Origin of the sequence: Pleomorphomonas sp. PLEO, assembly GCF_041320595.1 — a bacterium.
GTDB lineage: Bacteria > Pseudomonadota > Alphaproteobacteria > Rhizobiales > Pleomorphomonadaceae > Pleomorphomonas.
Window position 1 is genome coordinate 5,034,911 of sequence record NZ_CP166625.1, and the last position, 26,880, is coordinate 5,061,790.

Below are 26,880 nucleotides of genomic sequence, written 5' to 3' on the forward strand. Positions count from 1 at the left end.
CCTATAGGGGAGCAGAATCGCTTTCGTTCAGCGCCCTTATCACGAGGTTGTGTGGAACCGATCGCGAGAATTTGTTCCAATCATCGCGAAATTCACACGGCTTTGTGAAAACACTTCACGAAATCCGTCCTGTCATATTGACCCGGAGCCCCCTTTTTTCGTGAATAACTTCGGTCTACATCGTACCCATCGAAGCGAGACGAATGTCCGGGGCTGGATATGAACTTCCAACGGCCTGACGACGCTATCGAACTACGTGGAGTATGAAAATGAAGACCTTCGCTCTTGCCGTCGTTGCTGTAACTGCCATTGCCATCCCGAGCCTGGCTTCCGCCGCCGAGCAGACCTATTGGGATCCGGCCGACAGCGCCTTTGCCGTCGGTTCGATGAAGGCTCCGGCGACCGCCAATAATGATACGGCGCGCTACACCGAGACCGTCACCTCCTGGGATCCGGCCGACAGCGCCTTCGTGACGACCAAGGTCGGCGCTACGCCGGTCGTTGGTACCCATGACGCGGTGAAGACCAGCCGCACGACCGTGCGCATGTGGGAGCCGGCCGACAGCGCCTTTGTGGAAGTGCCCGTCGGCAACTGATATCGCCGCGCACGAACTGATTTAGAAAACGGCGTCGATTCTTTCGGCGCCGTTTTTGCGTGAGTGGCCGACAACTCTCTGGCCAAAGCGCAGAGCGTGGATAAAGCAACGGTGCGACGGGAAAGAACCGCGGTCCGTCGTCCAAGCAAGTTGCACTCGATCGCGTTTTTCACACACCCCCACTCTCTATGCGGCAGGCACTGTTTTTTGCTTTGCCTTGCTTGCGAAGTCGGTTATACGAACCGTGCTTCGCGTGTCTGCGAACGGCTACGCACCCGTAGCTCAGCTGGATAGAGTGCTGCCCTCCGAAGGCAGAGGTCACGCGTTCGAATCGCGTCGGGTGCGCCAATCTTTTCAATACCTTATTACGCGAATTGATTTCTGTAGAATCTTCGTATCAAGCATATGGGAAGCGCTTGAAGCGACCAATGCGGCGCGCGTGACCACAGAAACAGAAACGGGGCAATGTGGCGCTGATCCGCTCCGGCCAGCTTGATCTTCAGAGCGGCTGATAATCTCACCGTAGGGGCGAAAGACTAGCGGAACGCCGTCTCCCGCCGGCAATCTAACAGTGTGGTCCCCGAGCTCCACGCCTGCCCGAATCTCCGTTTCCAAGCCCTTACATGCATCCTATCCATCGATCTCTGGTATCACGCCTTCCAATAGCCAGCGATCAGGTGATCGAGGTTGTTGCGCGACGCAGCCGCCCTGACATATTTTCTGATGCGCGAAGCGACGCTCGCCTCGCAGGCTACCCAAACGAATGTCTTTTCCGACGGCTTGCCGGCAATAGCGCTCATGACAGCACCTTCCAGTACCGAGGCAGCGTGTCCGCGTCGAGCCAGCCATATCAGGCGGAACCCGCCGGGCATCTCGAGCGGAATCCTCTCTGCACCGTCCTCAATTTCGATCAATACGTCGCCACGGCAATGTCGCGGCAGCATGCCCATGATCCGGGCGATCGCAGGAAGCGCAGTCTCGTCGCCGGCAATCAGGAAGTGGTCGGCCGAGCCGATACTTCCGCCGCTGGGCCCAGCGACACCCACGAGGTCGCCGACACGAAGATGGCGAATCCATCTTGCGCCCGGCCCGCGTTCGCCATGCAGGAAGACGTCGATATCGATCGTATGTCTGGTGAGATTTACTGCGCGAACAGTATAACGACGCCATATTGGCGATGGCCGCTCTTCGCCCGTTGCGGCTGCCACATCTGTGAAGTTGACAAGGACCTGAACGTGCAAGGCGTCTACGCGATCAAAGCGCGCGGCGTCGGGACACTTCAGCGTGATGCGCATCATCTGCGGTGTCAGCATATTCAGCGCCTCGGCCTTCAGGATCGAGAAGCTTGGAGGCAGCCGGCCGGCGCTCCAGTTTTCCTCCCAGTCAATCTCGACCGATCGAGTGCCTGCCAGATGCCGAAAGACGCCATCGAGCCAGCTCCTGACAAAATACGCCGTCTCCGCGTCGGCGGAATCGGCATCCACATGAAGCAGACCATCCTCGCACCACATCCGCCCACGAACATCCGGGAACGACACAAGAAAGGCAGTGGCCTGCTCCTGAAGCTCGCCGTCATGCTCTCTCAGATGTTCCGCGAGATGGAACAGACACTGTTCGGGCCCAGGCAGTTTCGCTCGAGCCTTGAGACGGAAGGCAACGGGAAAGTCCGATGTCATCACAATGCTTTCAGATCATCGCCCAAAGGATGCCGGCGGCGGTCGCTGAAGAACTTGCAACATGAGTTCTCGACGATGGCGGCCGGCTGCCAGCCATTGCAGGCAGGATCAAGCCTCTCGGTCTGCACGCCCGCCGAAAAGACAAAACCAGTCAGAGCCGAGAGGAAACGCCAGTACCCGCAAGCCGCAAATCCGTCATTGGTAACCAGCCCGGGTAGCTTTCGGCTCTCCGGGATGGCTTCGAGCCGATTGCCCCTGGAATCGCACTCCGTCAGGACCGCGCCGTTCGGGCTCAGGCTGGGTCCTTCCGCCTGATCGGCGGTGAAGCAGCGATGCGTGACAGACCCGTCGTGAACGGCGTGCTTGATGGGCGCGACGTGCAAGGCCGTTTCGTCTCCGATCAGAAGGTCTTGGTCAACGAAATGGCGAAGGTGCGGCCGCGGCCCTTGTAATCGAAGACCGACTCGTCGGCGAGCGCCCCATAAAGCGCCTTCGCGCGAGACCCCCAGACCGTCGTATATTGGGTATCAAATACGTTCTGAACGCCGAAATTGAGCGTCGTCTTGGTGTTTTCGAACGTATAGCTCCCCAGAAGGTCGAACAGCGTGTAACCGTCGATATTGAAATTGTCGGCGTCGGTCAGGCTGAAGACATGCTGCCCCGAAAAGCGCAAGGTCAGCGCGTCATTGCTCCAGCCGACATAACCGCCGAGCTTCGAAACGCTAGCCGTTCCGATCGTATCGTTCTCCCAGCCGTTGATGCCCTCGACCTCGGTCTGAACCCACTGGCCCAAAACCCCGGCGTTGAAGCCGTTGTCGAACTTCCTCCCGGCACTGCCCTCAATCCCGTAGACCCGCCTCTCGCGGTTGACGACATCGACGGCCAGCGTCGACCTGTCCAGCTGGATCGACTTGTCGGAGAAGGAATAGAAGGCTGCCGCTTGGAGGTTGTACTTGCTGTCATCGAAACGATAGCCAACCTCCATGGAATTGGTCTTGATCGCCTGTAGAGCAGACGAGCCGACATTCACGCTGTCGACGAGGTTGAAACCGCCGCCGGAAAGCACATAGGAACCGACGCCGTAATATTTCGCAGGATCGGGCAGCTCGAAGCCCTGGCTGAAATTGCCGTAGACTTGCTGATCGGGTCCGAGTTCATATGTCGCACCGGCATTGACCAGCATTGCGTCGTAATTCACCTCACCGCCGGGAATCGCTGCCGCGCTGCTCGCGCGGCCCTGCAGGATTGCCACCTGCTGCGCTGCGCCGACGAAATCAGAAACCTCGGTGTTGACAAACTGATAACGCAGGCCCCCGCTGAGCGTCAGCCGGTCCGTTGCCTCGTAGGAGGCTTCCGCGAAGCCTGCGACCGTGGATACGTCGATCGCCGGGTAAAGCCCCGTCACACCGATCGTGCGGAAATCCATGCCGCCGGTCTGCGCCGCCGTCAGCAGGTCGAAGACGTTCTGGCGCGATGTGAAGGAATCCCGGTCCGCATCGATGCCATAGGTGATCTTCAGGCTGTCCATGGGCTCGGCGACCAGTGCCGCCTTGACGCTATAATAATCAGTATCCTGCGAACTGCCGGCGAAATAAGATCCCGTGAAGGAACTGGAAGAGGGGAACGGGTTGAATTTCAGCCGTTCATTGCGAAAAGCGCCCTGCAAAAGAAGCTGCTGCCCCAGAAAGTCGTCATCCGTGTAGGTGCCGTTGAACATCGAACGTTTCGTCTCGGGGTTGAAGTCAGACTTGTAGCCCGACCGCGTCTCGAAAAGAGATGGGTTCGCGAGCGCGGCGAAGAACTGACCGTAATAGAGGCCGTATTCAGACTCCTGCTTACTGTCGAAATACTGGCCCGAAAGCTCCAGGCGTCTGTTGTCGTCAATCTGGAAGCCCAGCGACCCCATCAGGTCCAGGCTCTGATTGAAGGCGGTCGATGTCTGCGTGATGTCCGGAATCAGAAGCGTTCCGCCGCCGCCGTAGAAAGCGCCGGTCTTGTTGCCTGAGACCGAGAAACGGGCGTCCCATGCTTCTCCGTTGTAGGTGACGGCCGCTCCGACATTTCGATCGAGGTCTTTGCCGCCGCCAAAGCCGGAGCCCATGCCGCCCGTCGCCACGACATGGAAACCCGGTTCGGCATCCTTGCCCTTCTTGGTGATGACGTTGATGATGCCGCCCGTGGCGTTGCCGCCATAGATCGAAGTCGCCCCGGACAGGACCTCGACGCGTTCGATGTTGAACGGATCGATCGAATCGAATTGACGGCTGAGCGAACGGGCGGAATTCATCGAAACGCCGTCGATCAGGATCAGCGCGGTGCGGCCGCGCAGGTTTTGACCGTAGGACGTTCTCGCTCCCGCGCTGGCCGGGTCGAAGCTTGGGACCGTGTCGGCAAGGATCTGCTGCAGGCTCTTGCCGGATCTGGCTTCGAACTCGATCTTCTTGGAATCAACAACATAGATTGTCTTGGCCGTATCCGAGATCTGCTGCGGCGCGCGTGAACCGGTCACAACGATGGCCTCAAGGTTCGTGGCGGAAGATTGCGCCCCTTGCTCCGTCTGATTGTCCTGTGCACCGGCCCCCGATGACAACGCGGCCAACCCGACCGACGTCCAAAGCAACACGCGAACCCCACGCCCCTCGATCATTTACGCCTCCAAATGCGGAAAAGAACCTGGAGGCGGATCAAGCCTCCAGAATTTCAAATACAAGAATATTTAACTCATGTTTTATGAGGTAAAGGATCGGCCTGCTTGGATCACGACGAACCTCATTTGGACTGACGCGAACTTTGAAGGGAAAGCCTGAGCCTTGATGGAAACAATCCGCCCCCTGAAACTGGGCGCTCAATCGCTGCCGGACAGCGACAGCCGGATCATGTGTCGCAACATTCTGCTCGACATGCTGGGAGAGGCGACAATCTGTGTGGAAGGCGGCGACCTTTCGGGTCTCACCGGCCTCTACTGGCGCTATGTTTCGCTCTCTCTGGCGACGATCTTTTTGCCAAAGGCGCAGTTGACCGTCCAGGCTAGGGGCGCAATGGATCAGAGCGTCGTCATCCTGCGCGCCATGGGGGGACCGCTGGAAATCAAGTACCGGAAACGCAAGATATGCGTCAGGCAAAATGACGTCATCTTCACGCCGGCTGACGACGCGATGGATCTTGAACTTCCCGAGGGCGGACGGCTGGACCTTGCGCATCTGCCCGCCTATTCGGTGGCATCCAAGGGCCATATCCTGCAGGCTCTGATGCTGAAACCCATCAAGGCTGATTGCCTGCCCTTGCAGCTCCTGACCAATTATGCCGGCTATATGCTGCGCCAGACCGCTCAGAGCCGAGAGGATGCTGACATGATGGTCCAGCATTTCCACGATCTCCTGCCAGTTCTGGCCCAGCATCTCGGCGACGCGCCGCGGCCGATAGCCCGCCAGACACGCCTGGACTCCATCAAGGCAAGGATCGAGGAAAGCATGGCCAACGGCAGCTATTCAGTCAGCGATGTCGCCGAGGCCGAAGGCATCACGCCGCGCGCCGTACAGAAATTCTTCAGCCGCGAAGCAACGACGTTCTCGCGTTACGTTCTCGAACGACGCCTTGCAATCGCCAAGGCGATGATGATTGCGGACGGTGCGGCCCGACCGATCAGCCAGGTCGCCTATCTCGTCGGCTTCAACGACCTGTCCTACTTCAATCGAACCTTCCGCAGCCGGTATGGTCTAAAGCCATCCGAATGGCGCAAGCTTGCGGCAGGACGAGATGACGAGGCCGGCGGCGGTCAGTATGGCTGAGTATTTCCACGCCCCTTGCGGCGAACGGATACGCAATCCGTTCGCCTTTGCTCTGCAAGCCGAGCGAGTAGCCTTGCTCTGCCGCCAGAGGGCGACAAGAAGAATGTCGACCCTGCCCTGATAATTGGGAGCCAGACGCTCATCGTCACCGGCATGGCCATGCCGGTTTTGTCGGGGAGAATGATTTCGTCCCTTACTTCAACGCCGCACAGGGGCACATGGCACAGCTGGCGCCACGCCTGTTGCAGTCGCCGTGTCGGATTTTATCTTCCCGAGAATCCAGACCGAGATCCCGATGCCGAGGATTGAGATGAACGTGGAGATCGTGAACAGGGCTTCGAAGCCCAGTCTGTCGGCCACGAAGCCGGCGGCCGACGCACCGATGAGGTAGATGACCAGTTCAGCGCAACTGAGCAGCGTAAAGTCCGTGCCTGGCTGGCTGTCGGAGGACGACGCCATGAAGAAGGAGTAGATCGCGACAAGCTCCATGTAGCGGATGAAAGTCTGGAAAGCCGACGCCGAAAGCGCCACGGCAATCCCCGGCCAGACGCCGAAGGCGTTGAGCGCAAATGCCAGAAAGCACAGGCTGCGCAGGCCGCCGAGCAGAATAAGCGTCGCCGAAAGCCCCGCCTTGCGGATGATCAGGGCGGCGATGGCAGCCCCCAGCAAGCCCGCCGTGGCCGCCGCCGCGCCCGTCATGTAGCCGATCCACTCGGTCGGCACCTTGATGTCGACAAGATACGTGCCTTCCATGCCGCGCACCAGACCTTCGCTCGCGCGATAGCTCAAGGCAAAGGCAAGGATCATCCAGGCGTTCGGCCGACGAAAGAATTCCAGCAGTCCGATTCGTTGCTTTGACTGGCCTGCCTGCCGCATGGCCGGCGGCGCATCTTCCATCCAGAAGGCTGCAACAAGGGGGAGCAGCGACAGGGTGGCGATCACAAGGATGGTCGAAGTCCAACCGATCTTGCCATAGAGCACGAGTGCGGAGGTTCCCCCGATAATCACACCGAGCGCGACCGCGCCAGCCTGAACCGCGTTTCCCAATGGCCGCGTCTCCACCGTCAGGCGACGCACTGCATATCCATCGGTCGCGATGTCCTGAACTGACGAGAGGAGCGTAATAAAGAATGCGACCGCGAAAAGCGTCCCGGTCTGATGCGGCTCGACGAAAGCCATGGCCGCGATCCCGGCACTGACCATCAACTGCGTAGGAATGATCCAGCCCCGCCGATGACCAAGAAACGGCACAAGCGCAAAGCGATCAACGAATGGCGCGACCGCAAACTTCAAGACCAGCGGCAGCATCAGAAGCGAAAACAGGCCGATCGAGGTTCGCGACGCGCCGCCTTCGCGCATCATGGGTGGCAGGGCGACCAAGAGCAGATAGGTCGGGATGCCCTGCGCCAGATAAAGGCCCGCCAGAACGGCATAAATCCTGTTTCTCAGCGACGCTGTACCGGCTCCGGGTATCTCATGCGTCGTCACTTTCGATGAACCCATTATTTCCTGAACCTCTCTATGCCGCGCCACCCGGCAAAAAGACGGGATTAAAATTGAGTATTTTCCTCATATTATTTTGGCCAAACCCTATTGGCTTGGAGCTAAGCGAACCAGAATTGGATTCAGGCGAACCGAGCGCAGTTAAGCGCTTCGCCTCGATGTGTGGTGGCTTCTCCGCCGAGGCCTGTGGGGGGGCGCAGCGGCGCCCAATTCGCCTTCAGCCTTGCCATCACTAAAGCTACTGGCTGCAGTGGTATCTCAGGACACCATAAGGCGTCGGGGCAATAGCTTGCGGCAAAACCGCCTTATCGCGGCATATCGTTCCGGCATCCACCAGCAAAAGGAAAACGCAGCCCTGATGGTTCAGCGGAATATTGGCTAGCCTTTTGAGGAACTCCATCGAAGGCCGGCGCGAACATCCATCCGGAGCGAGGAAAATGCCAGAGGGCCGAATGCCGAGTACTTCTCTTACCACCGCCAGCGGCACACCGCTGACGCGGATTGGGCTCGGTACGGCGGCTTTCGGGACAGACAGCAGCGCCGATGTCGTGGACGCCACGCTTCGGCGCGCCATCGACCTCGGCATCAACTGGATCGACACTGACGCCATATTCGGTTTTGGCACCGCGGAACGGCTTGTTGGTCGCGCCATGGCAGACGTGCCGGTCGGCGATCGCCCGTTCATTGCCACAGCGGTCGGTTTCGATTGGGACGGTCGCTCTCGCCGAGCGACGCCACAACCGGCGATGGAGCCGCGCCGCCTCCGCCAGCAGCTCGAACGGTCACTCGCCCGTCTCGGCATCGAGACGGTGGATCTCGTCAAGCTCAACCTTTCCGCTGGCTCCGACGCCCTGTTCGAGGATGCTTGGTCAGCCATGCTCGACCTCAAGCAGAGCGGCCTTGTCCGGGCAGTCGGCCTGATCGCTCCCGATAGCGCCCGCCTCGAGCGCGCCGAACGCATCGGAACCTGTGACGCAGTCTATGTTGAACTGTCGTTGATCGATCGCCGTATCGGCGAAAGCGAGCTTTTATGGCGGCGAACACCAACACCGACCGTCATCGCCTATCGGGCACTCGGCGGCGGCGAGCTGGTGTCACCGGACAATCTAGGAAGCGCGTCAAACGAATTGCCTCTCGAACCGCTCCGGCAGCTCCTCCGAACGATAGCAAGCCGTCGGCACGCGGCACCGTCGGCGGTTGCCGCCGCCTGGAGTCTCACCTGGCCGGGGGTGGCCGGCGTCGCCATCGGCGCTCGATGTCCCGAACAGCTCACCGCCATCGCTCGCGCGGCGGAGATCGACCTTTCCGTGCGTGACCTCTCCGACATAGCCAACCTCCTGCCGACTCTCGGCAGCGAGCGCGGCCCCCTCCATCCACGCCGGTTCGCCAAGGCGGCTTGAACCGGCGGCCACTCTCCCAGGAGAAAAACCATGCCCGTTCTCAGGAAACCCGCCCGCTCGGCGCTCGACCTGATTGGCGCTACGCCGGTTGTCGAACTCACGCGCTTCGACACCGGCCTTTGCCGCCTGTTCGTGAAGCTCGAAAGCGCCAACCCCGGCGGTTCCATCAAGGACCGCGTCGCCCTTTCGATGATTTCGGCCGCCGAGGCCGACGGCCGGTTAAAGCCCGGTGGCACGATCATCGAAGCGACCGCCGGCAACACCGGCCTCGGCCTCGCCCAGGTGGGCCTGCCCAAGGGCTACAAGGTTATTCTCGTTGTGCCCGACAAGATGTCACGCGAGAAGATTGCCCACTTGCGCGCGCTCGGCACCGATGTCCGGATCACCCGCTCGGATGTCGGTAAAGGGCATCCCGCCTACTATCAAGACATGGCCGAACGGCTCGCGAGCGAGCTCGGCGCTTTTTACGTCAACCAGTTCGCCAACCCGGCCAATCCCGCCGCCCACGAGACGACCACGGCGCCGGAGATCTTCGAGCAACTCGACGGCGATGTCGATGCCATCGTGGTCGGGGTCGGTTCGGGCGGCACGCTCTCCGGCATTGGCCGCTACTTCAAGCGGGTATCGCCAAAGACCGAGATGGTGCTGGCCGATCCCACCGGCTCGGTACTGGCACCACTCGTCAATACCGGCGAGCTGATCGAGGCAGGCTCCTGGGCCGTCGAGGGTATCGGCGAAGATTTCGTGCCGCCCAATTGCGACTTGTCTCTGGTGTCGGCCGCCTACACCGTTACCGACGCCGAGAGCTTCGCCGCCGCGCGCGAACTGTTGTCCAAGGAAGGCATTCTCGCCGGCTCGTCGTCAGGCACCCTGCTCGCCGCCGCGCTCAAATACTGCCGCGCGCAGACGGTACCCAAGCGCGTGGTGACCCTCGTCTGCGACACCGGCGCCAAATACCTGTCCAAGGTTTACGATGATGGCTGGCTGGCCGAACAAGGCCTTGCCGATCGCCCGGTCCATGGCAACCTGTCCGATCTTGTCATCCGCCGCCAGCAGGATGGCTCAACGGTCACCGTCGCTCCCGACGATACGCTCGCCACCGCCTACAAGCGGATGCGGCAGGCCGACGTTTCGCAGCTTCCCGTCGTCGCTGGCGGCCGCCTCGTCGGCATCCTTGATGAAGGCGATCTCTACGTGGCACTGGGGCGAGGGGCCGCTGCCGGCCACGCCCGCTTCGGCGAGGCAGTGGGCGACCACATGATCACCGACTTGCACACGCTGCAGTCCGTCGACCCCGTCAGCGCCGCCCTCCCCCTGTTCGAGCGCGGCGAAGTCGCACTGGTGCTCGACGGCAGCGACTTCCTCGGCGTGGTCACACGCGTCGATCTCATCAATCACCTGAGGCTTCATTCGTGACCTACCAGCCCCCGCGCATCAATCACCGGCTCGCCTTCTCGACCCGCACCATCCACGGCGGCCAGAGCCACGACCCCACCACTGGCGCGGTCATGGTACCGATCTACGCCACGTCCACCTTCGCCCAGACGAGCCCCGGCGTGCACAAGGGCTGGGAATACGGCCGCACCCACAACCCGACCCGGCAGGCCTTCGAGCGGGCCATAGCCGATCTCGAGAGCGGCACCGCCGGCTTCGCCTTTGCCTCGGGCCTTGCCGCCATCGCCAATATCCTGGAAACGCTGGACCACGGCGCCCACATCGTCGCCTCTGACGACCTTTACGGCGGCACTTTCCGCCTGATCGACAAGGTGCGGCGGCGCTCGGCCGGCCTCGATGTCTCGTTCGCCGACTTCCGCGATCCCCAGGCCATCGAGGCGGCGATCCGGCCAGAGACGAAGCTGATCTGGGTGGAAACGCCCACCAACCCGATGCTGAAGATCGTCGATCTGCAGACGATAGCTGCCATCGGCCGCAAGCACGGCATCGTCACCGTCGCCGACAACACCTTCGCCAGCCCCGCCATCCAGCGGCCGCTCGAACATGGCATTGACCTCGTCGTCCATTCGACGACCAAATATCTCAATGGCCATTCCGACATGATCGGCGGCGCCGTGGTGGTCGGCGACAATGCCGAACTGAGGGAGCGCCTGACCTTTCTGCAGAACGCCGTCGGCGCGGTGTCCGGCCCGTTCGACAGCTTCCTGGCCCTACGCGGCCTCAAGACGCTTGCGCTGCGCATCGAGCGGCATTCGTCCAACGGACTGGCAATCGCCCGCTTTCTCGAAGGCCGCAAGGACATCCGGCGGGTGATCTATCCCGGCCTCGAGAGCCACCCGCAGCATGCTCTGGCGAAAACGCAGATGTCAGCCTTTGGTGGCATCATCAGTGTCGAACTCGACCGCGACCTTCAGGGCACCAAGCGTTTCCTTGAAAACACCAAGCTGTTCACGCTGGCCGAAAGCCTCGGCGGTGTGGAGAGCCTGATCGAGCATCCGGCCATCATGACGCACGCTTCCATCCCGGCCGAGCAGCGGGCCGCGCTCGGCATTTCCGACGGTCTCGTCCGTCTGTCAGCCGGCATCGAGGATGGTAACGACCTGATCGACGATCTCAGGGCCGCTCTCGACGCCTGAGACGGTGAAAAATCGAAAGGCCGGAGGGACAACCGAGCGGCTGAGCAGACTCTCAGAGCGCCTCGGTACCCTCCGCCAGCTCGAGCCGCGGGGCTTGCTCGGCTCGGTCTTCCTTGCGCCTTGATACCGCCGCCGATCGAATGTCAGCTGCGAGCTCGTCGACGCGCGCCGGATCGGCGTCCCAGGCGAACATGAACCGGGCGCCGCCACCGATGAAGGTATAGAAGCGCCAGCCTCGACGGCGCAGTTCGTCCAGCACCGGCTCCGGAGCGCTCAGAAACACTGAGTTCGCCTCTACCGGGAAGAGGAATTCGATGCCGGCCTCACCGGCAATCGCCGCCGCCAATCGCGCCGCGCAGGCATTGCCGTGACGAGCATTGCGGAGCCAGGCGCCACTTTCCAGCATGCCGATCCATGGCGCCGACAGGAACCGCATTTTCGAGGCAAGCTGCCCGGCCTGCTTGCACCGATAGTCGAAATCCTCAGCCAAAGCCTTGTCGAAGAAGATGACGGCCTCACCAACGGCCATGCCGTTCTTGGTCCCGCCGAAACAAAGCACGTCGACTCCGGCCTGCCAGGACAACTCGGCGGGCGAACAGCCAAGCGCCGCGCAGGCATGGGCGAAGCGGGCACCGTCCATGTGCAACTTGAGCCCCAACTCCCGACAGACCGCAGCGATGGCTCGCACCTCATCAAGGCTATAGACGAGGCCGGTTTCGGTCGGCTGGGTGATGGTTACCACCCGGGGCTTGGGGAAGTGGATGTCGGATCGGCTGGTGGCCAATTCCCTGATAATCGCCGGCGTCAGCTTGAGCGATGTCTGGGGAGCAACGAGCAGCTTCGATCCGTTGGAAAAGAACTCAGGCGCGCCACACTCGTCAGTCTCCACATGCGCCGACGAGGCGCAGATGACGCTATGGAACGACTGGCAAAGAGACGCCAAGGCCAGCGAATTGGCAGCGGTGCCGTTGAACACGAAAAAGACCTCGCAGTCCTTTTCAAAAAGATGTCGAAAAGCGTCGGCTGCGCGCTGGGTCCAGTGATCTTCGCCGTAGGCTATAGCCGATCCGCCGTTGGCCCGTTCCATCTCGGCCCAAGCCTCTGGACATATGCCGGCGTAATTGTCGCTTGCGAACTGCTGGGCGGAATTGGCCACGTGAACTTCCTCTCTTTCTCAGAAAGCGGAGCGACGCACGTGGCTGTAATCCCGTTGGTTGCCGGTCGGCCACATCCCCCTCTCGCGAAGGGCACCACCTTGCTCGGGAGCAGGTTGGTGTCGGGCGTCTCCCGACTCTTGATGCTTTACTGGCAATTACCACTAAGACAGGAAGCCGGCAACTGCTTGTCCCGGCCGAAACGAGCAATAGCGGCTCGGTCGCCGCGACGCGCATCACTGATCGAGCCCATACGGAACACATCGTATTCCGTTGCCTGAGCAATGGCTCCATCCTGTTCCACGCAGGTGCCATGCCGGTCTGCGTTACGAGCTCCCGCAGCTTGGCAGTTGCTCTCGCCCCAAAGCACGGCACAGCGGCGGCTTGCGGCATATCAAGTCGCAACGCTCAAAACTGGATATTCTTCGACCTTGAAGGGCGTAACTTGTCCCGATCATGGTCGCTCGACCGCACTATCGTCCGTGTTGACGTCGGTCGACGCAGATGGTCTTGAGCGACAAACGCGTTGCCTGTGATCGATCATCACACAGGCGGAACAATAAATCGCGCAGACGCGAAAGCAGGTCGGCGCGTATCAGAGAATTGGCTAGCAAGGGGATACGGAATATGGCGCGGCTCGGTTTGGAACGTAACGTCGTCGACACACAGGTGCTAGACCGAACCGTCGCTCGCCTAGGACAAGAGGGCGTGCTGCTGCCCACTCTCGGGCAGCTGGCGAACCCGACGACCATTCCCGACGGCGTGCGCCAGCGCCTCGCCAACGTCGATCCCGACGTCGCAAACCCGCTCAACCTGTTTCGCGTGCATTGGTTCAACGACACGGCCCGCAGCGGTCTGACCGACACGCCTGTCTACGTCGAGGTTCCAAGCGAACTCACCGGCGTCAAGGCCCGCATCGTTCTCGCGCTCGGCAACCGCTTCCCGATGATCCGCGCCCACAAGGTGCTGGCGGCCTACGGCTGCCTCGTGCCGCGCCTCGTCACCGGCCAGTTCGATCCCAGCCATCACAAGGCGATTTGGCCGTCCACCGGCAACTACTGCCGCGGCGGCGTCGCCATCTCGCGCATTCTCGGCTGCCATGGCGTCGCCGTGCTGCCGGAGAACATGAGCCGCGAGCGCTTCGACTGGCTCGACAAGTGGGTGGTGGATAGCTCCGACGTCATCAAGACGCCGGGCTCAGAAAGCAACGTCAAGGAAATCTATGACGAATGCGCCCGGCTCGACAGCGATGCCGACAACATTATCTTCAACCAGTTCTGCGAGTTCGGAAACTATCTCGTCCACCGCACCTGCACCGGCGCGGCGCTGGAGACGCTGTTCAAGGCGATCACCAAGGACCGTCCGGGCTCGAAACTTGCTGCCTTCGTTTCGGCCTCCGGATCGAGCGGCACGCTGGCGGCCGGCGACCACCTCAAGGAACGCCATGGCACGAAGATCGTCGTCGTCGAGGCGACCGAGTGCCCGACGCTGTTGGAAAACGGCTTCGGCGAGCACAACATTCAGGGCATCGGCGACAAGCACGTGCCCTACATCCACAACGTCATGAACACCGACATGGTGGCCGGCGTCAGCGACACCGACACCGATCGCTTGATCGTTCTGTTCAACACCGAAGTTGGCCGCAACTACCTCGTGGAGCGGCGTGGCATCGATCCGAAGCTGGTGGCGGAGCTCTCCAATCTCGGCTTGTCGTCGATCTGCAACATGCTGGCGGCTATCAAGACGGCCAAATACTACGACATGGGCCCGGATGACGTCATCGTCTCGCTGGCAACCGATGGCGCCGCCATGTACGGCAGCGAGATCGACAAGGTGATCAAGCGCGATTTCGGCAATAGGTTCGACACGGTGGCAGCGGGCGAGACCTGGGGCCGCTCGCTGGCAGCGGCATCGACCAGCGACCTGCTCGAAATGACCCATATCGACCGCAAGCGCGTGTTCAACCTCGGCTACTTCACCTGGGTGGAGCAGCAGGGCGTCGACATCGACGACTTCAAGGCCCGCGCCAAGCAATCCTACTGGGATGGTCTGCTCGATCTCGTGCCCGCCTGGGACGAAATGATTGCCGACGTCAACGCCAAGAGCGGCGCCGCCAAGAAGCTGGGTCTCTAGGGCCATGGTGATGTTTCGTTGCCACGGCTGCGGTGCCGAGGTCGATGCCGGCGTTCGGTTGGCGTTCCGCTGTCCGAATTCCAGCTTGGGCGGCGATGACGTCGACCATGTGCTCGCGGTCAAGAGCGAAGCGCCGTCGCCGTCAATCGGCAACGAAACCGACCCTTTCCTGCGCTACCGAGCCTGGCTTTCTCCCTACCGGTTGGCGCGGTCATCAGGGCTTGCCGACTCCGCCTGGGGAGATCTTGTCGGCCAGCTCGACCAGGCCCTGACGGCCATTGACGGGCGCGGCTTCCGGGTTACGCCGATGGCTGACCAGCGTCCGCTCGCAGAAGCTATTGGTCTGCCAGGAGCGCTGTGGGTCAAGGACGAAACCCACAACGTGTCGGGCTCCCACAAGGCGCGTCATCTGATGGGTGTGATGCTCTACCTGCGCATCCTGGAGGCAGCCCGATTGCCGGCCGGCGAAAACCTTCGGGCGCGGCGGCTGGCAATCGCGTCTTGTGGCAACGCGGCCCTTGCCGCCGCTGTCGTGGCGCGGGCAGCGGAGTGGCCGCTGGATGTGTTCATCCCGCCCGACGCCGACATGTCGGTAAAGGCACGGCTGAAGGAGCTCGGTGCCCAGATCACCATCTGCGATCGACGCTCAGGTGAGGCTGGCGATCCCTGCTACCTGCGCTTCCGCGAGGCCGTCGCCTCCGGCGCCATTCCCTTTGGTGTACAAGGCACCGACAACGGGTTGGCGATCGAGGGCGGTCGCACGCTTGCCTTCGAGATGGCGGAAGAGTTCAGCCGGGTCGGCACGGTGCCTGATGCGCTATTCGTTCAAGTCGGCGGCGGAGCGTTGGCTAGCGCACTGGCGCAGGGTCTGGCACTGGCGCACGCGAACGGGCTGCTATCGTCGCTTCCCAAGCTGTTCGCCGTCCAGACGGCCGGCTGCGCGCCGTTGGCCCGCGCCTGGGAGCGCCTCAGCGGGGTAGACCTCCCAACAGCGGTGAGAACGCGATCACAGTTCATGTGGCCCTGGGAAACGACGCCGGTCAGCCTCGCGCATGGCATTCTCGACGACGAAACCTATGACTGGTGGTCCATTGCCGAGGGTATGCGCGCAAGCGGGGGCTCGACCGTCGTCGTCGACGAGACCCAAGTCTCGGCGGCCCATAAGGCCGGGCGCCTGCATACCGATATCGTCGCGTCGGCGACCGGAACCGCGGGCCTTGCCGGCGTGATCGCCAAGCCCGAGGCTGGCAAGCAGATCGCAGTGATTTTTTCCGGCATCGAGAGATAGGCGCACCTTCGCGGCCTTGGCAGCAATAACAAGGGCCGCCGCGTCAGGCATCGTCTGACGCGGCGGCCCACTGCGAAGCGCGATATTTTCAGCGCTTGTACTCCGGCAGCACCTGATAACTGGTGTGCAGGAGTTCGTGCGCCTCGTGGCCACCGATCTCACCGAGGAAGTTGGCGTAGAGTTCCTTGATGTGGGGATTGTGGTGCGAACAGCGCCAGAGACCGGCTTGGTCTTCCTGGTAAAGCCCGGCGGCCCGCTTGCTTCGGAGTTCGTTGGTGGCGCCATAAGGCTGCCCGCCACCGCCGACACAACCACCGGCGCAAGCCATCACCTCTATGAAGTGATAGGGCGGCTCTTCGCCCGCCTCACGGGCGGCCCTCACCTTTTCGATCACCTGTTCGACATTGGCGAGGCCGTGAGCGACAGCGACACGGATCTCCTTGCCGGCGACGTTGATCTTGCCTTCCTTGACGCCCTTGAGGCCACGGGTCATCTCGAAGTCGACGCGCGGTGCATCATGGCCAGTGACATAGTAATGCGCCGTGCGAAGGGCGGCCTCCATGACACCGCCAGTGGCGCCGAAGATGGTGCCGGCGCCGGTATAGGCGCCGAGCATATGGTCCGGCTGCTCTTCGGGGATGGCGACGAAATCAATGCCCGACTGCTTGATCATGCGCGCGAACTCACGCGTGGTCAGCGATATGTCCACGTCCTGATAGCCCGATGAGCTCATCTCCTTGGAGCGGATGATCTCGGACTTCTTGGCCGTGCAGGGCATGACCGACACGACGAAGACCTTGGCGGGGTCGATCCCCATTTTGTGCGCGTAATAGGTCTTGGACAGAGCTCCGACCATCTCATGCGGCGACTTGCAGCTTGAGAAATGATCGATCATGTCGCCATGGAACTTCTCCATGAAGTCGACCCAGCCCGGACAGCAGCTGGTGATCAAAGGCAGCGCGCCCGTTCCTTCGAGCAGCCGGCTCTTGAACTCGGAGGCCTCCTCGATAATCGTCAGGTCGGCACCGAAGTTGGTGTCGAACACCGCCTTGAAGCCCATCCGGCGCAGCGAGGCGTAGATCTTGCCGGTCAGGTTGGCGCCGATTGGGAAGCCAAAAGCCTCGCCAACCGCGACGCGAACGGCGGGCGCGATCTGCACGACACAATAGACATCCGGATCCTGCAGCTTGTCCCAGACGGCAACCGTCTCATCATATTCGACGATGGCGCCGGTCGGACAATGGGCCGAGCACTGGCCGCACCGCACGCAGGGCGAGTCGGCCAATGGAATGTCGCCAGCCGCCGCGATGCGCGTCTTGAACCCGCGATTGAGGAAGCTCAACGCCCAGACGTTCTGGTGCTGCTGGCAGACCGTGATGCAGCGACCGCACAACACGCATTTGCGTGGATCCAGCACGATGCTCTTGGTGGAGGTGTCCAGCGGCAGGTCGGGCACTATGTTCGGCAGATCGGAGGCGTTCATGCCGAAGTCGGCAGCCAGCGCTTGCAACTCGCAGTTCTGATTACGGAGGCAGGTCAGGCACTCGTTCGGGTGACGTGACAGCGTCAGTTCCAGGATACCGCGTCGGACCTGGACGATCTCCGGCGTCTCCGTCAGGATATCCATTCCCTCGTCGAGGGGCGTGCAGCACGAGCGCAGCATCCTGCCGGTGTTCTTCACCTTGACGATGCAGATGCCGCAGGCCCCGGTCGCCTCGAGATCCGGATGCTTGCAAAGCGTCGGAATCTTCACGTGAACCTGGCGTGCCGCATCCAGGATGGTGGTTCCCGGGGCAACCTCCACAGGCACGCCGTTAATCGTTGCGTTGATCATGTTTGTCATTTCGACCACTTCTCGATCTCGGAAAATCAGGCTTCGGCAGCCACGGGCTTCTTGAGGCGTTCGGTGAACTCCGATGTGAAGTGCTTGAGCGCCGACAGCACCGGATTGGGCGCTGTCTGTCCGAGCGCGCAAAGCGAGCCCCTCTGCATGGCTTGAGCGATCATCCTGATGTTTACGATGTCCTCCTCAGTGCCGTCTCCGGCAACGATCTTGTCGAGAAGATGCAGCATCTGCGTTCCGCCGATACGGCAGGGCGCGCACTTGCCGCAGGACTCATCGACGCAGAAGTCGAGATAAAAGCGAGCGAGTTCGACAACGCTGTCCTGGTCGTCGATAACGATGAGACCGCCAGACCCCATCATCGAGCCGAGCTGCTGGAGATGCTCATAGGAAATCGGCGTGTCGAATTGGCTTTCCGGGATCATGCCGCCCGACGGGCCGCCGGTCTGCACGCCCTTCACCTTGCGATCGGTACCTGTGCCGCCGCCGATCGTTTCGACGATCTCGCGGATGGTGATGCCCATGGGAACCTCGACGAGGCCGTTGTGAGCGATCTTGCCGGTCAGTGCGAACACCTTGGTGCCCTTCGACTTTTCCGTCCCCTTGGCAGCGAACCAATCGGCGCCCTTGAGCAGGATGCGCGGCACGTTGGCAAGCGTTTCGACGTTGTTGACGCAGCTCGGCTTGTCCCAGAGCCCCTTGACCGAGGGGAACGGCGGGCGCGGGCGCGGCGTGCCGCGCTTTCCCTCGACCGAGGCGATCAGGGCGGTCTCCTCGCCGCAGACGAAGGCGCCGGCGCCCAGGCGGACGTCGAAATCGAAGCTCCAGCCGGAATTCAGGATGTTGCGGCCAACGAGGCCAGCCTGACGGGCCTGGCGAATGGCCTTCTCGATACGGTCGACGGCCAGTGGATATTCGGCGCGAATGTAGAACACGCCGTTGGTGGCGTTCATGGCGCGCGCGGCGATCATCATGCCCTCGATCACCGCGTGCGGGTCGCCCTCAAGCACCGAGCGATCCATGAAGGCGCCTGGGTCGCCCTCGTCACCGTTGCAGATGACGTATTTGACGTCGGATTCCACACGGCGCGCGAAATCCCATTTTAGACCAGTCGGATAACCGGCACCGCCACGACCGCGCAGGCCAGAGGCCAGCATTTCCTTGCAGATTTCCTCGGCCGACATGGTCAAGGCTTTCCTGAGGCCCTGATAGCCACCGTGGACGAGATAGTCGGCGAGTTTTTCGGGATCGGCATGGCCATTGTTGGAGAGCACGACGCGCTCCTGCATGGCGAAGAAGGCGGCGTGCAGATCGACGACGTGGGCGCTAAGCGGCCCGACCGGATTATCGACCGTTTCGCCACTGGCGATCGGAGCGACCACTTCCTCGACGAGGCGTGTCGCCAGATCAGGTGTCATTTCACTGAACAGGACATCCTCATGCGCGTTACAGGTCATGCGCACCAAGGGCCCTTTGCTGCACAGGCCCATACAGCCCGTACCGCCAACCTGAACCTTGCCGTCCAGTCCTCTCGCTGCAATATCGGCCTTGATACGCGCGACGATATCCGCCGCGCCGGATGACTGACAGCCCGTACTCGAGCAGCAGACCAGGCGCACTTCCATCGCTTGCTGTTTGGCAAGCTCGGCGGCAGCTTTCACTTCAAGCTCTTCCGGCTTCATAACGGTCCTACTTCATGTCTGGATTGGTTCGATTTCGGCGGCCTATTCGGCGTCGGCGGACTCGGCGGCAACATGCATCGGCTGGTCGTGCTTGACGTGCTCGAGCAGCCCATGGGCGTTGGTGACATCTTGTTTGCCGTAGACCTTGCCGTTGACCGAAGCGAGCGGCGCAAGGCCGCAACAGCCGAGGCAGCGTACCCCTTGAAGGTGGTATTCGCCGTCAGGCGTGCTTTGGCCTTCCTTGATCCCGAGCTCATCCTCAACGCCATGCAACAGCTTCGGCGAGCCCTTGATGTGGCAGGCCGTGCCGGTGCACACCGAAATGATGTATTTCCCCGGACTTTCGAGCTTGAAGTAGTTATAGAAGGTCAGTACCTCATAGATGTTGGCAAGCGGCACGCCCATCTCGCGACCGAGCTTCATGGCAGATTCTCGTGGCACATAGCCAAGTCGCCCCTGAAGTTCATGCAACGCCATGATCAGGCTGCCTTTTTTCTTCTTCCATTTCTGAGCTAGGACGATGATTTCATCCTCCGGAGCCTCTTCGGCCTCGGATTCAACGTCATCCACCGCGGTATCTTCACTCATCTTCTTTTGTCCGTGCAGTTTTTGTCGTCATTTCAATCGATTTAAATGCAAGGCGTACAACAAAGCGTCAGTTTTGTTCCGCCAATTAACGAGAAGTCATTCCAAACAGTCCACCCTCTGGTTGCTCCCGAATATTAGGATTTTTATTGTCATGTTTTCGGGACCCACCAGACATTACGACCAATGCCGTTCGCCTTACTTCGCAAGGCTTTCACATCGCCGCTCGCTCATCAAGAAGTATAGTCCCCTATACGGAAGCGTCGGTATCCGAATCGAAACGTTACTATAATCCAGGCATCTCATTTCTTTTCTGGATGCACAGATGCTGGAATGGCCTTGTCGTCAGCTCCAAACGCTCACGTAATGGAATGCGTCGGGACAACAGGCGCAGCAAAGCCATATCAGGCCCGTCGTGCCGCCCCCCCGCCTCGCCAAGCGTAGGAACAAGCCAAGGCGCCACTTGGGCAAGCACGCTGGGGAAGTGCCGCGTAGCCCGCAGAAATGCCGCAAACACCTCGTATCGACCCTACCAACGATACAAGGGCCACACGATGAACCTGCATGCACGCGACATCGAGCCGGACCTCGGCCCGCTCCTCGATATGACCGACGACCTGTCTGCTCAAGACGCTTCGGGATATCGCAAGACCGAACCCAGTCTTGAAACCGACAGCCGAAAAACAACCGGCCTGGCCTTCGGGCCTATGGATCGGATCGGCCAGGAAAAAACCTTGCCGGCCAAACGACCTTCGCGGCGCAACGACACCGCGGCGGCACCATCCACGTCGGCCGTACTCGCTGCGTGGGGAGGCTTCTGGCGCGCCGTCGTGATCGGGATTGTCTCCGGAACCGTCGGAGGCGTAGTCGGCGCTTTCACCCTAATCTGGCTCACGGGCGCAGGATGGAGCGTTTTTGCCAAGCTGCTCGTCGACGCGATCGGCCATCTCTGAAGCCCTGCGCGCCCACTCCTGCCGGGGGAACTTGCGCTGCCCGCGTGACTGCAACGATCAGGCGGCGAGCCGCCCGGCAACCAACTGATCCACCTCTTGGTCCGACAGCACACGATCAATGAACTGAACGCCCATAGCCTGATCGTTTCGCCAGACCACCTTGACGTCCAGAGCGCCCAGCGTCGGGTGGTTTATGCGGCATTTCACGCCCGGTTCCAATCCCTCGATCTGTGCCATGCGCATGCCGGACCGCGAAACGTCATGCAGTCGGATGGCACGTTTGGCACCGTTTGCGGCATCGACATTCAACAGGACGTTGGTCTCCTTGCGAACATGCCGACGCTGATCCATCAGGTCGTGGACGAGAGCATCCACCTCATGCTCGAGACTTTGAACCTGGCTGACCAGCGTGGCGCTCATATCAGCCAGCTTTCCGGCCGCTTCTTCTGTATGAGAAGCGAGAGGCGGCAAGCAGTTGAGGCTGACGACAACATCATGATTGGCCGCCGTTGATCTATCCAGGCTTTCGTTGATTTCCGACGTCGCCGTGCTCTGCTTTTCCATCGCGCCGGCGATCTTTGCACTGAGAGAAGACATATCCTCGATCGAGCCAGTAATTTCGTCCAGCGACGATGCAACCTCCTGCGCGGCGGAGCGAATATCTTCGACCTGACGGGTTATTTCCTCGGTCGCACCAGCCGTCTGATTGGCCAATTGCTTGACCTCGGCGGCGACCACGGCAAAGCCCTTGCCGGCATCGCCCGCCCTTGCCGCCTCGATGGTCGCATTGAGAGCAAGGAGGTTGGTCTGCTGGGCGATGGCCGAAATCAAGGTCGTCACCTGACCAATTCGCTCTGACGCTTCGGAAAGCTTGGTTCCCAAAGCTTTGGCCGCCTCCGAGCGGGTGCGAGCCGTCGTCGCGCCTTTGGCCGAAAGCGTCGTCTGTTGCGCTATCTCGGAAATAGATGTGGCGAGCTGGGTGACCGACGACACAACAACGTTCATGTCTTTGTTGGTGAGGTCAAGCTGGCTCAGCGAACGGTCGAGTTCGGTGCGCGTCGTCGAAGCATTGGTGGCGACGGCCTCAATGACGACTCTGACATTTTTCACCACAGCGTTGATCGCCGACACAACGGAGTTGACCGAGAGGCGAAGACGATCCGCCACCTCCGCCAAAGCGTTGCGCTTGTTCTGGATAATCTCGCGCTGTCGCTCCTCGGAATTGGCCTCGTTGAGTTTTTCAATCGTCCGGTCTCGGAAATAAGCGACGGCGCGGGCCAACTGGCCGACCTCGTCGGTACGGCTAGCCTCCACAAGTTCCGTGGAAATATCGGCGTCACCGAGCTCTCGGATATGCCCATCAAGGCTGCTGATGCTGCGCACGATCGAACGCGACAAGAGAACGGCTGCAACAATGGCGAGAACGGCAATCCCAAGCGCGAGACCGAGCATGGAAAGCATGCGGGTCCAAAAGCCGGCAACGCGCACATCGAGCAACTGGTCAAGCTGGTCGGCCGATTGCCGCCAATAACGGTCGGCCGCCGCGACCAGTGCCTTGTTCGCAGTCGCAAGCCCAGCAACGTCGGCGGAAGCGCGCATTGCGTCATTGCGCAGATCGGCGGCGACTTTGTCGGCGGTTCCCGCGAATGTTCCAACGCTGTCGGCAAACGACTTGGTCGGACCGTCAAGTGCGGCGGCGACGGTGCCGGAAGCATTATTTGCCATGGCGACATCAACCGACGCCTTGATCGTGCTCATGTCGGTTTCGATCTGCCCCAAAAGCACGATGAAGGCGGCACGAGCAGCATCATCGAGAGTATCAAGCTTCGATTGACTGCGCGCCAGCATATCCAGTTCGGCAGCGCGGGTGATCAGGTCGGGCAGACGAACGACCACCGTGTCCATGACATAGAAGCTGTCGAGATCCGGATCGAGGATCAGATTGCTGTCGTTACCCGCCGCGGTCGCCAGATCACGGAAGGAAGATCCGATCTCGGGTGGCTTTTTGTCGGACAGCGAAAGGCGGCTGGCCGCGTCGCGCACAGATGACGAATAGTCGGGCGACGCGAGAGACTTAGCAGCCTCCAGAACTTTTGCATCGCTGCTATCGGGTTCAGATGCCCAGGAGATCAACGACGGCCACATTTGGCGAAGCCAGCCGGTTCCGGCGAGCTCAGCGTCGGCGAATGCGATGTCCTTCTTGCTCTGCGATACAAACAAGCCGGACATCAATCCAAGCGGTAAAAGAAGCATGACAACAACGATAGCCAATTTTCCGCGAATGGACATTCGTCTGCTCCGTCCCGCCCATATGCCCCTCGTGTAATCTCGGTAGCCCGGGCACAATATTTAGGCATATGCGACAAAATTGGGCCACCGATGCCCGAGACCCACGAATGCGTGGCATATTTATTCGGTTATATTTTCAAGTAGATTTATTAACGGCGTATTTATTTTTCACTCATCAATAAGCCGATTGATATAGTCATTATAGCATATTTGAAAACTCATGAATTCTTGAGAAAGCTTGAGGAAAAGAATCGTCATTTCCAGATTTACGCATTCCTGGATTGTATCTCAGTCATCTTGCACGATTTGCGATTCTCAATAGCCTTACTCAGCCAAGCAGCATCATCCCTGCTCCTGCCACCGCTGACAGCCCAACGACGAGCCACGGCGGAGCCTTCCAGACCATAAGCGCCACGAAGCCGATGAGCGCCAAGGTGAAGTCGCGCGTGTCAGCTATCGCGCTGGCAAAGACCGGAGAGTAGAGGGCGGCGCCCAAGATACCGACGACAGCCGCATTTGCCCCGCGCATCAGGGATTGCGCGGAGGATTTGGTGCGAAATTGATCCCAGAAGGGCAGAACACCGATGAGCACCAAGAACCCAGGAAGAAAGATGGCCGCCAAGGCAAGTCCAGCACCAGTGAGACCGTTCGGCCCTGGCGCCAAAACTGCCCCGAGATAGGCTGCGAAGGTAAAAAGCGGTCCGGGCATGGCCTGCGCTGCGCCGTAACCGGCAAGAAAGGCATCACGCGTTACCCAACCGCTTTGCACCACTTCGGCGTCGAGAAGCGGCAGCACGACATGACCACCGCCGAAGACGAGCGCTCCTGCCCGATAAAAGCGATCGACGACGGCAAGCATGTGCGATTGCTCGGCCAGCAGTGGCAACAAGACCAGCAGGGCGATAAAAACCAGGATGGCTCCACCAGCCAGCCATCGAGACACCGGCACCGCGACGTGACCGCTAGTAGGCTTGGCCTCCCCTAGCCCAAGAGCAAGTCCGGCCGCCGCGCCGAGTGCAATCGCCGCCAACATGCCGGTGCCACCGGGCGCAAAGGCCAACAAGGCAACGGCGGCAACGGCGATTGCCGATCGTTGTCGATCAGGACACAGGTTTCTGGCCATGCCCCAAACTGCCTGCGCCACGATGGCAACGGCGACGACCTTCAAGCCATGAAGGGCGCCCTGTCCCACAGGCCCGCCAATTGTTGGCGCAGCCAGCGCGAAAGCCACGAGAATCAGCGCCGACGGCAAGGTGAAAGCCAAGAAGGCGGAGAAGGCGCCCAGCCAACCGGCTCGCATCAAGCCCAGGGCGAATCCGACCTGGCTGGAGGTTGGGCCCGGCAGGAACTGGCAAAGAGCGACAAGGTCGGCATAGGCATGGTCGCCCAGCCAGCGTCGGCGAACGACCAGTTCCTCTCGGAAATATCCCAGATGGGCAATGGGGCCACCGAAGGACGTCAGGCCCAGTTTGAGAAAGGCGGAGAAGACCTCCACGGCGCTTCCGCGCGCACCTTCCTCGCCTGAGCCAACACCTTGGGTTGCCATCGGTATCTCACCATTCCCATTTGCCACACCGTCATGATGGCGGTCAGTGACAAGCCGGTGACAGCACCTTCCGAAGGCCGACGGCAAGTGGCCCGGCCTGCGCGGTATCGACGCCGGTGCTCAGCGATATGCGACGCACCGCAAGTATTCGCTTATTTCAGACAACAAACGAACAAAAAGTTCTTCCAAGATTCGGACAATCGCGCCGGTCATCGAAACTTGCGCTCCAAAGCCGGCTGCTGTTGGCGGAATAACGATAAGCGTCCGCATGTTTTTCGCAGTGGGACGACGGATCGGTAAGTTACGACCGTTCAACCGGGAAGCTGGTCTGTCCCAAGCCCCCCCGAGCGACAACCAATTACCTAGCGAGAAGCGGGAGCATTGACGAACAATGATCCAGACGAGGCGCTGCTTGAGCGCGTGGCCAGCGGCGACAAGGGCGCCGTCCGGGAGATGGTCGCGCGCAAGCTTCCACGCCTGCTTGGCCTTGCCAGCCGAGTGCTCGGCGATCGGGCGGAGGCCGAGGATGTGGCGCAGGACGTCTTCCTGCGGATCTGGCGCCAAGCCGGCAAATGGCGCAGCGGCGAGGCGCTGTTCGATACCTGGATACACCGGGTGGCGCTCAACCTGTGTATGGACCGCCTGCGCAAGCGGCGCGAGATCTATGTTGCCCAACCGCCGGAACGCGCCGACCCCGGCGCCCGACCGGACAGCGGCATCGCCATGAGGGAAGAGCGCGACGCGATCAAGGCGGCGATCGACGCGTTGCCGGATCGGCAGAAGGAAGCGATTGTGCTGCAATATTACCAAGACCTCGGCAACATCGAAGCTGCCACACTCATGGGGATCAGTGTCGAGGCGCTCGAGAGTCTACTGGCACGTGCTCGCCGCAACCTACGAGCCAGCCTCGCCGGAGATCGGCCATGACCCCTGAGAGATTCCGCCAGATCGTCGAGGCCTACGGCGCCGCACCACAGCGCTGGCCCGAGAAAGAGCGCGCGGCGGCTGAGATTTTTGCGCGCGAGAACATCGAAACGCGGGAACTGCTGGCTCGCGAGGCCGGCCTTGACCATCTTTTGGGCACTTATCATGTCGCCCTTCCGGACAGCGCGTTGATGGGCGCTGTCATCGCCTCTCGCCCGCAGTTCCATCGGCTGCCATGGATTTGGCTCCTTCAAGGTCTCGGTATCGTTGGCGCGGGCCTCGCGGGAGCAATCGCAGGTGCGTTCCTGATGACAGTCTATGCTCCCTCGGCACAGCCTCTCATTGATGAAGACGAACAACCGATTCTCACCAGCTTCGACGTCGGTGTCGGTTATTTCGACCTGGGTGAAACCCAATGAACGACGGCACCCTTAAAACCGCGCTTGCCACATCGCTTGCGCTCAATATCTTCATCCTTGGCGCGGCGGCGGGCGGGTGGTTCTGGCAGCCGGCGCCCACCCCACCCCAACAGGCGGGGCAAGGGCTCGCGGCGGCGGCCCAAGCGCTGGACCCAGACCAACGCCAAACGTTCCGCCAAGTGGTGGCAACGGCCAGGCGCGACGCACAGCCAGACTCGCAAATAGCGCGCGAAGAGCGTGACAAACTCGCCAACTTGCTGAAGGCGCCCAATCTCGACCGTGGCACCATTGACTCGACGCTTGAAATGACCCGTGCCGCCGATACGAGGGCTCGCGCCCGCCTTGAAGCAGCCGTGGTGGATTTTGCGGAAAGTCTGGATCCCCAAAGCCGTGCCATCCTCATCGAGGGGCTTTCTTCGCGCGGACAGATGCTGCCGCGTGACACAAAAAAATAGGGTCGTTCGACGGAACGGGGACTTCTTCCCGTTCAAGGATCATCTTCAACTGGAA

Annotated in this window: 21 protein-coding genes, 1 tRNA gene and 1 riboswitch; of the genes, 12 read left to right on the forward strand and 10 right to left on the reverse strand. The window is 61.0% G+C overall.

Translation table 11 applies throughout. The features are described from left to right. The first annotated feature begins 269 nt into the window (after nucleotides 1-269). The gene (locus tag AB6N07_RS23300; RefSeq protein ID WP_370675420.1) at nucleotides 270-596 is read left to right on the forward strand and encodes a hypothetical protein; all 327 of its coding nucleotides are present in this window, start codon (nucleotides 270-272) and stop codon (nucleotides 594-596) included. A gap of 271 nt (nucleotides 597-867) precedes the next feature. Then, a tRNA-Arg gene (locus tag AB6N07_RS23305) sits at nucleotides 868-944 on the forward strand. Between the two features lie 302 nt (nucleotides 945-1,246). On the opposite strand, the gene AB6N07_RS23310 is transcribed toward AB6N07_RS23305, so the two are convergent. Genes AB6N07_RS23310 through AB6N07_RS23320 form a run of 3 tightly spaced genes read right to left on the reverse strand, consistent with a single transcriptional unit; the run spans nucleotide 1,247 to nucleotide 4,919 of the window. After that, nucleotides 1,247-2,272 (reverse strand): siderophore-interacting protein, encoded by a 1,026-nt coding sequence (locus tag AB6N07_RS23310; protein ID WP_370675421.1) that lies wholly within the window; start codon nucleotides 2,270-2,272, stop codon nucleotides 1,247-1,249. After that, nucleotides 2,272-2,655: a hypothetical protein gene (locus AB6N07_RS23315; protein WP_370675422.1), complete on the reverse strand. Its 384-nt coding sequence runs from the start codon at nucleotides 2,653-2,655 to the stop codon at nucleotides 2,272-2,274. Before AB6N07_RS23315 ends, AB6N07_RS23310 begins: the two co-directional genes overlap by 1 nt. A gap of 17 nt (nucleotides 2,656-2,672) precedes the next feature. Continuing rightward, on the reverse strand, nucleotides 2,673-4,919 hold the full coding sequence (locus tag AB6N07_RS23320) for a TonB-dependent receptor (protein WP_370675423.1): 2,247 nt from the start codon (nucleotides 4,917-4,919) through the stop codon (nucleotides 2,673-2,675). Nucleotides 4,920-5,085: 166 nt separating this feature from the next. Here AB6N07_RS23320 and AB6N07_RS23325 point away from each other — a divergent pair, with 166 nt between their 5' ends. Beyond that, a complete protein-coding gene (locus tag AB6N07_RS23325; RefSeq protein ID WP_370675424.1) occupies nucleotides 5,086-6,060 on the forward strand; it encodes a helix-turn-helix transcriptional regulator in 975 nt (324 codons plus the stop codon). Between the two features lie 198 nt (nucleotides 6,061-6,258). Here the strand turns inward: AB6N07_RS23325 and AB6N07_RS23330 are convergent, their stop codons facing one another. Further along, nucleotides 6,259-7,563, reverse strand: a complete 1,305-nt coding sequence (locus tag AB6N07_RS23330) for a RhtX/FptX family siderophore transporter (protein WP_370675425.1) — start codon at nucleotides 7,561-7,563, stop codon at nucleotides 6,259-6,261. Nucleotides 7,564-8,015: 452 nt separating this feature from the next. Here AB6N07_RS23330 and AB6N07_RS23335 point away from each other — a divergent pair, with 452 nt between their 5' ends. Genes AB6N07_RS23335 through AB6N07_RS23345 form a run of 3 tightly spaced genes read left to right on the forward strand, consistent with a single transcriptional unit; the run spans nucleotide 8,016 to nucleotide 11,554 of the window. Beyond that, complete coding sequence (locus tag AB6N07_RS23335; protein ID WP_370675426.1) at nucleotides 8,016-8,963, forward strand: aldo/keto reductase; 948 nt, start codon at nucleotides 8,016-8,018, stop codon at nucleotides 8,961-8,963. Between the two features lie 30 nt (nucleotides 8,964-8,993). Continuing rightward, a complete protein-coding gene (locus tag AB6N07_RS23340) occupies nucleotides 8,994-10,379 on the forward strand; it encodes a pyridoxal-phosphate dependent enzyme (protein ID WP_370675427.1) in 1,386 nt (461 codons plus the stop codon). Then, nucleotides 10,376-11,554 (forward strand): PLP-dependent aspartate aminotransferase family protein, encoded by a 1,179-nt coding sequence (locus tag AB6N07_RS23345; protein WP_370675428.1) that lies wholly within the window; start codon nucleotides 10,376-10,378, stop codon nucleotides 11,552-11,554. The genes AB6N07_RS23340 and AB6N07_RS23345 overlap by 4 nt, the downstream gene beginning before the upstream one ends. 52 nt (nucleotides 11,555-11,606) lie before the next feature. On the opposite strand, the gene AB6N07_RS23350 is transcribed toward AB6N07_RS23345, so the two are convergent. Further along, nucleotides 11,607-12,710: a low specificity L-threonine aldolase gene (locus AB6N07_RS23350; protein ID WP_370675429.1), complete on the reverse strand. Its 1,104-nt coding sequence runs from the start codon at nucleotides 12,708-12,710 to the stop codon at nucleotides 11,607-11,609. A gap of 44 nt (nucleotides 12,711-12,754) precedes the next feature. Then, a riboswitch (SAM-I-IV-variant riboswitch) is annotated at nucleotides 12,755-12,860 on the reverse strand. Between the two features lie 475 nt (nucleotides 12,861-13,335). On the opposite strand from AB6N07_RS23350, the gene AB6N07_RS23355 reads away from it, so the two are divergent. Further along, entirely contained in the window at nucleotides 13,336-14,841 is a 1,506-nt protein-coding gene (locus AB6N07_RS23355; protein ID WP_370675430.1) for a pyridoxal-phosphate dependent enzyme, read from the forward strand. 4 nt (nucleotides 14,842-14,845) lie between these two features. Beyond that, nucleotides 14,846-16,129: a pyridoxal-phosphate dependent enzyme gene (locus tag AB6N07_RS23360; RefSeq protein ID WP_370675431.1), complete on the forward strand. Its 1,284-nt coding sequence runs from the start codon at nucleotides 14,846-14,848 to the stop codon at nucleotides 16,127-16,129. Between the two features lie 88 nt (nucleotides 16,130-16,217). Here AB6N07_RS23360 and AB6N07_RS23365 read toward each other — a convergent pair whose 3' ends face one another. The 3 genes from AB6N07_RS23365 to AB6N07_RS23375 are packed head-to-tail and all read right to left on the reverse strand — an operon-like array spanning nucleotide 16,218 to nucleotide 20,242. After that, entirely contained in the window at nucleotides 16,218-17,972 is a 1,755-nt protein-coding gene (locus tag AB6N07_RS23365) for an NADH-dependent [FeFe] hydrogenase, group A6 (protein ID WP_370675432.1), read from the reverse strand. 26 nt (nucleotides 17,973-17,998) lie between these two features. Further along, nucleotides 17,999-19,654 carry an NADH-ubiquinone oxidoreductase-F iron-sulfur binding region domain-containing protein gene (locus tag AB6N07_RS23370; RefSeq protein ID WP_370675433.1) on the reverse strand — a complete coding sequence of 552 codons (1,656 nt, stop codon included), beginning with the start codon at nucleotides 19,652-19,654 and terminating at the stop codon, nucleotides 17,999-18,001. Between the two features lie 42 nt (nucleotides 19,655-19,696). Beyond that, entirely contained in the window at nucleotides 19,697-20,242 is a 546-nt protein-coding gene (locus tag AB6N07_RS23375) for an NAD(P)H-dependent oxidoreductase subunit E (RefSeq protein WP_370675434.1), read from the reverse strand. A 551-nt stretch (nucleotides 20,243-20,793) separates the two neighbouring features. Between AB6N07_RS23375 and AB6N07_RS23380 the strand changes: the two genes are divergently transcribed. After that, nucleotides 20,794-21,192 carry a hypothetical protein gene (locus AB6N07_RS23380; protein WP_370675435.1) on the forward strand — a complete coding sequence of 133 codons (399 nt, stop codon included), beginning with the start codon at nucleotides 20,794-20,796 and terminating at the stop codon, nucleotides 21,190-21,192. Nucleotides 21,193-21,249: 57 nt separating this feature from the next. Here AB6N07_RS23380 and AB6N07_RS23385 read toward each other — a convergent pair whose 3' ends face one another. Both AB6N07_RS23385 and chrA read right to left on the reverse strand, forming a co-directional pair. Continuing rightward, nucleotides 21,250-23,481: a methyl-accepting chemotaxis protein gene (locus tag AB6N07_RS23385; RefSeq protein ID WP_370675436.1), complete on the reverse strand. Its 2,232-nt coding sequence runs from the start codon at nucleotides 23,479-23,481 to the stop codon at nucleotides 21,250-21,252. 328 nt (nucleotides 23,482-23,809) lie between these two features. Further along, entirely contained in the window at nucleotides 23,810-25,027 is a 1,218-nt protein-coding gene (gene chrA, locus AB6N07_RS23390) for a chromate efflux transporter (protein ID WP_370675437.1), read from the reverse strand. Nucleotides 25,028-25,408: 381 nt separating this feature from the next. On the opposite strand from chrA, the gene AB6N07_RS23395 reads away from it, so the two are divergent. From AB6N07_RS23395 to AB6N07_RS23405, 3 genes are read left to right on the forward strand one after another with little or no spacing between them, the layout of a single operon-like run. Continuing rightward, a complete protein-coding gene (locus tag AB6N07_RS23395) occupies nucleotides 25,409-25,954 on the forward strand; it encodes an RNA polymerase sigma factor (RefSeq protein ID WP_370675438.1) in 546 nt (181 codons plus the stop codon). Then, on the forward strand, nucleotides 25,951-26,370 hold the full coding sequence (locus tag AB6N07_RS23400) for a hypothetical protein (protein ID WP_370675439.1): 420 nt from the start codon (nucleotides 25,951-25,953) through the stop codon (nucleotides 26,368-26,370). The genes AB6N07_RS23395 and AB6N07_RS23400 overlap by 4 nt, the downstream gene beginning before the upstream one ends. Further along, a complete protein-coding gene (locus tag AB6N07_RS23405) occupies nucleotides 26,367-26,825 on the forward strand; it encodes a periplasmic heavy metal sensor (protein ID WP_370675440.1) in 459 nt (152 codons plus the stop codon). The genes AB6N07_RS23400 and AB6N07_RS23405 overlap by 4 nt, the downstream gene beginning before the upstream one ends. Nucleotides 26,826-26,880 lie beyond the last annotated feature (55 nt).

Excerpts from the sequence above, each read along its gene's own strand:
- AB6N07_RS23300 (WP_370675420.1), top strand. The coding sequence starts at position 270 with ATGAAGACCTTCGCTCTTGCCGTCGTTGCTGTAACTGCCATTGCCATC.
- AB6N07_RS23310 (WP_370675421.1), bottom strand. The coding sequence starts at position 2,272 with ATGACATCGGACTTTCCCGTTGCCTTCCGTCTCAAGGCTCGAGCGAAA.
- AB6N07_RS23320 (WP_370675423.1), bottom strand. The coding sequence starts at position 4,919 with ATGATCGAGGGGCGTGGGGTTCGCGTGTTGCTTTGGACGTCGGTCGGG.
- AB6N07_RS23325 (WP_370675424.1), top strand. The coding sequence starts at position 5,086 with ATGGAAACAATCCGCCCCCTGAAACTGGGCGCTCAATCGCTGCCGGAC.
- AB6N07_RS23330 (WP_370675425.1), bottom strand. The coding sequence starts at position 7,563 with ATGGGTTCATCGAAAGTGACGACGCATGAGATACCCGGAGCCGGTACA.
- AB6N07_RS23335 (WP_370675426.1), top strand. The coding sequence starts at position 8,016 with ATGCCGAGTACTTCTCTTACCACCGCCAGCGGCACACCGCTGACGCGG.
- AB6N07_RS23340 (WP_370675427.1), top strand. The coding sequence starts at position 8,994 with ATGCCCGTTCTCAGGAAACCCGCCCGCTCGGCGCTCGACCTGATTGGC.
- AB6N07_RS23355 (WP_370675430.1), top strand. The coding sequence starts at position 13,336 with ATGGCGCGGCTCGGTTTGGAACGTAACGTCGTCGACACACAGGTGCTA.
- AB6N07_RS23360 (WP_370675431.1), top strand. The coding sequence starts at position 14,846 with ATGGTGATGTTTCGTTGCCACGGCTGCGGTGCCGAGGTCGATGCCGGC.
- AB6N07_RS23365 (WP_370675432.1), bottom strand. The coding sequence starts at position 17,972 with ATGACAAACATGATCAACGCAACGATTAACGGCGTGCCTGTGGAGGTT.
- AB6N07_RS23370 (WP_370675433.1), bottom strand. The coding sequence starts at position 19,654 with ATGAAGCCGGAAGAGCTTGAAGTGAAAGCTGCCGCCGAGCTTGCCAAA.
- AB6N07_RS23375 (WP_370675434.1), bottom strand. The coding sequence starts at position 20,242 with ATGAGTGAAGATACCGCGGTGGATGACGTTGAATCCGAGGCCGAAGAG.
- AB6N07_RS23380 (WP_370675435.1), top strand. The coding sequence starts at position 20,794 with ATGAACCTGCATGCACGCGACATCGAGCCGGACCTCGGCCCGCTCCTC.
- AB6N07_RS23385 (WP_370675436.1), bottom strand. The coding sequence starts at position 23,481 with ATGTCCATTCGCGGAAAATTGGCTATCGTTGTTGTCATGCTTCTTTTA.
- chrA (WP_370675437.1), bottom strand. The coding sequence starts at position 25,027 with ATGGCAACCCAAGGTGTTGGCTCAGGCGAGGAAGGTGCGCGCGGAAGC.
- AB6N07_RS23400 (WP_370675439.1), top strand. The coding sequence starts at position 25,951 with ATGACCCCTGAGAGATTCCGCCAGATCGTCGAGGCCTACGGCGCCGCA.
- AB6N07_RS23405 (WP_370675440.1), top strand. The coding sequence starts at position 26,367 with ATGAACGACGGCACCCTTAAAACCGCGCTTGCCACATCGCTTGCGCTC.